Source organism: Psychrobacter sp. FME6, from assembly GCF_014861365.1.
Taxonomy (GTDB): domain Bacteria; phylum Pseudomonadota; class Gammaproteobacteria; order Pseudomonadales; family Moraxellaceae; genus Psychrobacter.
The window spans coordinates 1-7,131 of the sequence record NZ_RRYW01000121.1 but is presented as its reverse complement, the minus strand read 5'-3'; the positions used below and the strand labels follow the sequence as shown (position 1 = coordinate 7,131).

At 43.5% G+C, this 7,131-nt stretch carries 4 protein-coding genes and 1 pseudogene; 2 read left to right on the top strand and 3 right to left on the bottom strand.

Going from position 1 to position 7,131, the window contains the following annotated elements; translation table 11 throughout:
- The first annotated feature begins 284 nt into the window (after positions 1 to 284).
- Both EI162_RS12765 and EI162_RS12760 read left to right on the top strand, forming a co-directional pair.
- A pseudogene (locus EI162_RS12765) lies at positions 285 to 1,220 on the top strand (SDR family NAD(P)-dependent oxidoreductase).
- Between the two features lie 447 nt (positions 1,221 to 1,667).
- Positions 1,668 to 2,654 carry a c-type cytochrome gene (locus EI162_RS12760; protein WP_192524704.1) on the top strand — a complete coding sequence of 329 codons (987 nt, stop codon included), beginning with the start codon at positions 1,668 to 1,670 and terminating at the stop codon, positions 2,652 to 2,654.
- 201 nt (positions 2,655 to 2,855) lie between these two features.
- On the opposite strand, the gene EI162_RS12755 is transcribed toward EI162_RS12760, so the two are convergent.
- The 3 genes from EI162_RS12755 to argS form a co-directional block, all read right to left on the bottom strand.
- Positions 2,856 to 3,950 (bottom strand): PTS transporter subunit IIC, encoded by a 1,095-nt coding sequence (locus EI162_RS12755; RefSeq protein WP_192524703.1) that lies wholly within the window; start codon positions 3,948 to 3,950, stop codon positions 2,856 to 2,858.
- A 141-nt stretch (positions 3,951 to 4,091) separates the two neighbouring features.
- A complete protein-coding gene (locus EI162_RS12750) occupies positions 4,092 to 4,943 on the bottom strand; it encodes an SPOR domain-containing protein (RefSeq protein ID WP_192524702.1) in 852 nt (283 codons plus the stop codon).
- A gap of 85 nt (positions 4,944 to 5,028) precedes the next feature.
- Positions 5,029 to 6,858, bottom strand: a complete 1,830-nt coding sequence (argS, locus tag EI162_RS12745) for an arginine--tRNA ligase (RefSeq protein ID WP_192524701.1) — start codon at positions 6,856 to 6,858, stop codon at positions 5,029 to 5,031.
- Positions 6,859 to 7,131: the final 273 nt, after the last annotated feature.

Below are 7,131 nucleotides of genomic sequence, written 5' to 3'. Positions count from 1 at the left end.
TTAGGGTTTAAAACGCCCAATCAGGTGTTCTATAATATAATTTAGCGTTGCACTTGGTGTGTTAATCTAAGCATACAATATAGTTGATTCACTTTTTAAGAGTGACAGCAGCGTTTATTAAACGACATGAGCCCTCCTCACAAATCGTGCTAAGGTAGAAATACTCTGAAATTTCTACTATTTCTCTCTTAAACAAAGGACTGTTTATCATGCTCAATAACCTCACTGCTATAACAACCTCTTTGCGTCAACACCTACCTTTTTCTCCTGATACAGACCACGACATTGCGCCTTATTATCATAATCACGTCGCGGCGATTACTGGAGCAGGCTCTGGTATGGGGCGTGAGCTTGCCATCCATTTGGCACAGATGGGTTGCCACGTGGCGTTATCAGATATCAATGCTGAACAATTGGCACAAACCCAAGAACTGCTCATTGGTTACGACATTAAAGCCACCACGACCGTACTCGATGTTTCAGACAACAAAGCCGTTAACGATTGGGCAGATAGTGTGATGGCTGATTATGGTAAGGTGAATTTTATCTTTAACAACGCTGGCGTGGCACTCTATTCAACCGTAGAAGGCAGTAGTATTAGTGAGCTTGAATGGATCATGGGTATCAATTTTTGGGGTGTGGTCTATGGCACCAAAGCATTCTTACCATTGATTAAAAATAGCGTGAAGCAAAGCGAGTCTACTAATCATAATATAGACAACAAATCACGCCAATTTAACGAACACGGTCACGTCGTCAACATTTCCAGCCTATTTGGTTTGACCGCTCAGCCTTCGCAATCTGCTTATAACGCCAGTAAGTTTGCCGTACGTGGTTTTACCGAAAGCTTGCGCTAAGAGTTAGACATTCAGCGCTGCGGTGTCTCAGCAACTTGTGTGCATCCAGGCGGCATTAAAACCAATATTGCCAATAGCGCGCGTGGCAATGACAGTATTAGTGATCTGGGCATGCGTAGCGGCCGTAAAGCCATCAGCAGCTTTAATAAATTCTTAAAGTTCGATGCCAGTGAAGCTGCTTGGATTATTTTACAAGCAGCCGCGACCCAACAACCGCGTTGCTTGATTGGTAACGATGCCAAGATGATAGATGCGGTACAGCGCCTGTTCCCATCGCGTTATGGTCAGGTATTAAATAACATCAATAAAATATCTCGTAAATTAAAAGGTAAGAAACGTTCAAAAACTGCTGCTACGAAATGACTAGAACGCGTCCTTCTGCTGAACGAAAGCGACTAAATGAGCTATAAAAAGTACCACATCAAAAAAGGCGCTCAAACATGGGTAATGTTTGAGCGCCTTTTTTGATGTGGTAAGCAGTATTGGCTTTTATCTCAGTTTCCGTCTCTTTTTTATAGGTTATTGAATAAATTTGCTTTTATTTTTAATTTAAAAACACTTTACTTATTTGTATTTGGTACAATTATATTACTAGCATCTTACAGATTGATTACTTGTTGGATTTTAATAGGCAGAGTTGGGTTGAGAAGTTATTAAAATGGCCTTGAATACCTAAGGACGCTTCTTGATGTTCCTTATACTTTTAGCACGTTATTTATCTAAAACACAAAATTATTTCTGCCATTATGGTATCTAAATTACCATATAAATCTATATTTACATATTATTTTTTAAGATAAGGATATTCCAATGAAAAAAATCCCCAATACTAATTACTCCTCCCTATTAGTAGCGACTATTTTTGCGATTAGTGCTGCCAGTGTGACGGGTTGTAGTAATAGCGAAGATACCAAAGCTGTCGACCGTGTCGAAGAAGCAGCAGCATTGGCACGTGTAAAAGATTTGGAATCTCGTGCAGAGGCATTAAAAGATAACATGCCAGCTGCCAATGATACGACGGCGCCCACTGGCGGCGACACCACAGCAAGCGCCAAACCTTCTATCAAAATGCCAGATCAATCAACGATTCCAGATGATGAATTTGGTGCAGCGGTAAAGCGCGGCCTACAACTGGCTAACCACACTTATAAAGAGCTACCAGACAACGTCGGTAACCAGCTTAACTGTACCAGTTGTCACTTAGGTAATGGCGCAGAAGCCTTCGCGGCACCTTGGAATGGCATGCCAGGTATTTATCCTATTTATCGTACACGTGCGGGTCGCGTCAATACGATTCAAGAGCGCATCAATGGTTGTTTTGAGCGTTCAATGAATGGTAAGCCGCTTGACTTAGCTTCAGATGATATGAACGCCATGGTCTCTTATATGAGCTGGCTGTCACAAGACTTACCCTTTGGTGTTTCACCTGAAGGTCGTGGTTTTGTTAAAGTTGACAAGTCGTTAGAGCCAAATACCGATAATGGCAAAAAGTTATTTGCTGAAAAATGTACGGTTTGTCATGGAGAGAATGGCGAAGGTCAATACAACGATGATGGCACTTACCTCTATCCAGCAGTCGCTGGTGATAAGTCATTCAACGACGGTGCGGGTATGGCGCGTACCTATACCGCAGCATCATTTATCAAAGGCAAAATGCCGTTCGGTCAAGGCAACTCGCTCAGCGACCAAGAAGCAGTCGATATTGCAGCTTACTTTACCCACTTGCCACGCCCTGTAAAAGCCAATAAAGAGAAAGATTGGCCAAATGGTGATGCGCCTAAAGACGTACGTCGTTAATTTTTAAAAACCTTTATGATATTTACCATAAAAACCCCAGCTATCAAAATAGCTGGGGTTTTTATGCATTATACCTAACATAATATAGTCGCTTAAAGATGATATCGATACAGGCTCTACTGCTGGTATAAATTTTTCTTGCTTGCTGTGCCTACGCAGACAGAGGCTGCAAAAAACTATACCAGCAGTCTCGTAAAACTTTTAAGGTAATCTCATATCACCTTCAATCAACCAGCCCATACGGCGCATCACATAAGCCACGATACCGGCAATGATAGCGGGTAATACAAACATCAATAAAATAATTGCTGTCCATAGCTGCGTCATACTCATCAACTCTTGTGACGCTTCAATCACACCAAACACGCCCACCAATCCAGCAGTTCCCATACCCGCACCAGTGGCAGTACAAGCAAGCCCGAAACCAACGGTTGCAATGGGACCGACAATGGCACTGGCTATGACAGCAGGCAATAAAACGATGGGCTTTCTAAGGACATTGGGAATCTGTAGCATACTGGTGCCCAACCCCTGCGATACCACACCGCTAACACCATTATCTTTAAAGCCCGCAACGGCAAAACCAATCATATGCGCCGCACAGCCTACTACTGCGGCCCCGCCCGCAAGGCCACCAAGCCCAATGGCAATGCAAATGGCGGCACTAGATGTCGGTAATGTCAATAAAATACCAACCACCACCGCAATGACAATACCCATTAATAGCGGCTGTAACTCAGTGGCCGCTTGAATACCCTGACCAATGGCATTGACTGCCGCAACGACAGGAGGATTCAACAACGCACACACGGCCAATGCCACCGCACACACTAATAAGGGCACGAGTAAAATATCAAGCTTGGTCTTGCCCGCGACCCAAGTGCCCGCACGATAAGCAAATACGGACGTTAAATAGGCACCGATTGGGTTCCCAGGTAAAGCAACAAACGTCGCAGGCCCTCCCACTTGCGGGGTAAAGATCGTCCCTGCCATCAGCGCTTCAGAATGAGCACCAAGCATTCCTGCCACCAAACAGCTGAGCATGACTAGCGTCGGTGCTTTGAGATAATAAGCAATGCCTACCCCGATACCCGCTCCCATTAATACCGATGCCAGCTTACCCACCGCGACCAATGCAGGTAAATTTAACCAACCACCGATTTGTGAGATGATAAGACCCGCAATTAACGTGACAAATAGCCCTAAAGCCATGCCAGTAAATGCATCGATAAAATACTTCTGAAAAAAGGCTTTAATCATGTCCGTAGGTGGCGTTGCTGAAGTCGATACCGTCATAGCTATACTCTTTGTAGAAGTGTTAATGAGATAAAATTAAAATCTGAGTAAAACTTTACTAAAAATAAGAGATAAAAAAAGCGTCATTGCGACGCTTTTTTATTATAAATCAACCACTAAAGCTATTCCAAGCAACTTAACCTAACGACGCTGTTCAACGATAATAGAATCAATACCATTATTCTGTAGGCGCTGCTGAGCAGTAGTGACTGCTTGACGGTTATTCATCGGCCGTGAAATCACTTGATAGATTGGCAAACCACTACCTGTAGTATTTTTCACCACTTTAGCATCTACACCTGCCATTAGCACCTGTGCACGGCGGCGGTCCGCTTCATCAGCATCACCAAAGCTATTGATCTGCAAAATATAGGTAGCAGCGGGTTTGGCCGCTTGAATGTTGGCAGCACCTGAGCCAGTACTGTTGGTTCGATTGGCATTGTTAGTTCGATTGGCATTATTGTTGCTAGCAGGCGTCGAACCATCGTAAGTCGCATCCTCTTCGACAACAACAATATCGCCATCATCACCGCTATTATTAGTGGCAGCGTTGTTACCACTGCTATCACGGCTTGGTGTGATAACTGTGTTTTCAGAGATACCAAAATTACCTGTATCATCGTTACGATTCGAGGCAGTATCTTCTGGTTGATTGACGACCACATCAGGCTCAAAGTCAGAGGTTTGTCCTAATGGACGGTTACTGGTTTCACCAAAATCTTCATCAGGAATAGTGGCCATTTCTTGATTGGGTAAAATATCGTAAAACTCATAATCCCCATTATCAGTATCAGTATCGACACGCTGCTGTACCTGACGATCAGAATCATTACCTGCATTTCTGTCAGCGGGACTGAAATCAAATAATGGCGATAGGTATATAAACACCCCGATCATAAGCGTCAATATTGCTCCGACAAACATCCATAATAAGCCTGATACGCTACTTGTTTTACGCTTTTCAGTCGCGCCTTTAGGTTTTTTGGCTAGCATGGCTTTGCATCTCCCTACTGAATCTAACTATCAACTATCATCAAATTATTGCTATCAATCGTCTATTTATGTTACATAATAAATGCTACATGCTAGACGGTGCCGACAACCCTAATAAATTAAGCCCATTGGCCAATACTTGGCGTACCGCTTTAGACAAACGCAGGCGGGCTTGCATCAAATCCATCTCATCCGAGCTTGGTGTCTCGCCCGACGTCAAGCTCACGGGCAAAATACGATTGCTGTCATACCAACCATGGAACAGTGCTGCCAATTCTTTTAAATAATTGGTCAATACATGCGGCTCGTAACCCGTCGCTGCACGCAGCAATGTCGCTGGATATCCCGCTAGCAGTTTAATCAGCTCATCTTCGTTCGGTGCGCTGAGTAAGTTTTGCTGCTGCAAGCCGATCGCATCGTCTACTACAAAGCCGCTGTTTTCTAGTTTTTCTAATACTCGGCAAACACGTGCATGCGCATATTGGATGTAATACACTTGGTTGTCTTTACTCTGTGATTTGGCAAGCTCTAAGTCAAAATCAACATGCACTTCAGGCTTACGCGCGACATAATAAAAACGCGCCGCATCATTGCCAACTTCCTGGCGCAGTTCGCGTAAGGTCACAAATTTGCCCGAGCGAGATGACATCTGCACTTTTTCACTGCCGCGCCATAGTGCGACAAACTGTACCAGCACCACATCGAGACGCTCAGCATCGATGCCAAGCGCTAATAAAGCCGCCCTTACTCGCGGTACATAACCATGGTGGTCTGCACCCCAGACGTTAATGACTCTATCAAAACCGCGATCAAATTTATTTTTATGATAGGCAATATCAGAGGCAAAGTAGGTAGATTGACCATTGGCACGGCGGACCACACGGTCTTTTTCATCGCCAAAATCGGTCGATTTGAACCAAATATTGCCATCTTTTTCGTATAGATAGCCTTTTTCATCTAAGATTTGTAAGACTGGCTCAATTTCACTATCAATCGACCTTTCGCTAAACCAGCATTCGTAACTCACGCCAAAGTCATTTAGGTCATCTTTGATGTCGGCCAAAATACTACTCAACGCAGCATTTAAAAACAGCTCATAACCATCGCCAAGTAATGCTTTGCTATTGGCAATTAGACCATCGATGTGCGCTTCTTTATCGCCTGATAGCAGTGTTTTTTCGCCATCAGTATTTATCTCAAACTGAGCGTCTTCTGGCACATCTTTAGCGATTTTTGCAAAATCATGCACATAGCTAGTACCATGTTGTGCTTTTAGCGTTTGAGCAATATCACTGACATAGTCACCCTGATAACCATTAACTGGGAAGGTTATTTGTTCGCCATTGGCTTCTAGATAACGCAAATAGGTGCTGGTGGCCAAGATATCCATTTGACGACCGGCATCATTGACATAATACTCACGCGTGACGTCATAGCCAATCGCTTCAAGCAAGTTTGCCACGCTCATACCAAAGGCAGCACCGCGTCCGTGACCGACATGCAAACTAGAGGTTGGATTGGCAGAGACGAATTCAACTTGTACTTTTTGACCATCAAACTGCTTACTTAAACCAAAGCGGTCTTGCAAGGTAAAGATATCGTCTAATACGGCAAACTTGGCTTCCGCATTTAAGAAAACATTAATAAACCCAGGACCTGCGATTTCTACTTGGCGAATATTTTGATTTTCGGGCAGAGCATTGACGATTTTTTCGGCAAGCTGGCGCGGGTTGACCTTGGCGGCTTTGGCAGCAGTAAGCGCGATGTTGCTGGCAAAATCACCATGACTCAGGTCTTTAGTACGGGTGATTTGGCTGTTGTTTTTCCAGTCAGCTGGTAGAGTGCCATCTGCTTGTAAAGTAGTAATAGCATCGTTAAATAGTGAAGCAAGGGTATCAATTTGGGCTTGTGACATAGGGATTTGAACTCAATTAAATAAACAACAAAAACGGGGTAAAAATGTGGTGGATGCAAACAGTTAATAACTGCGTATTATAATGGCGACCGACATTGCAAGGGATAAAATAATGTAAAAATATAAGTAACCTGTAAATATAACAATCTTTGCGCTTTATTGCACCATTTGCACCAAAATTAGCCCTAAAATCTTATGGTTATGGCAGCCAGTACTTATAGGGGCTGTATAGAATTCATCTATTAGGACTGCTGATCGCTAAAATAATTCCAG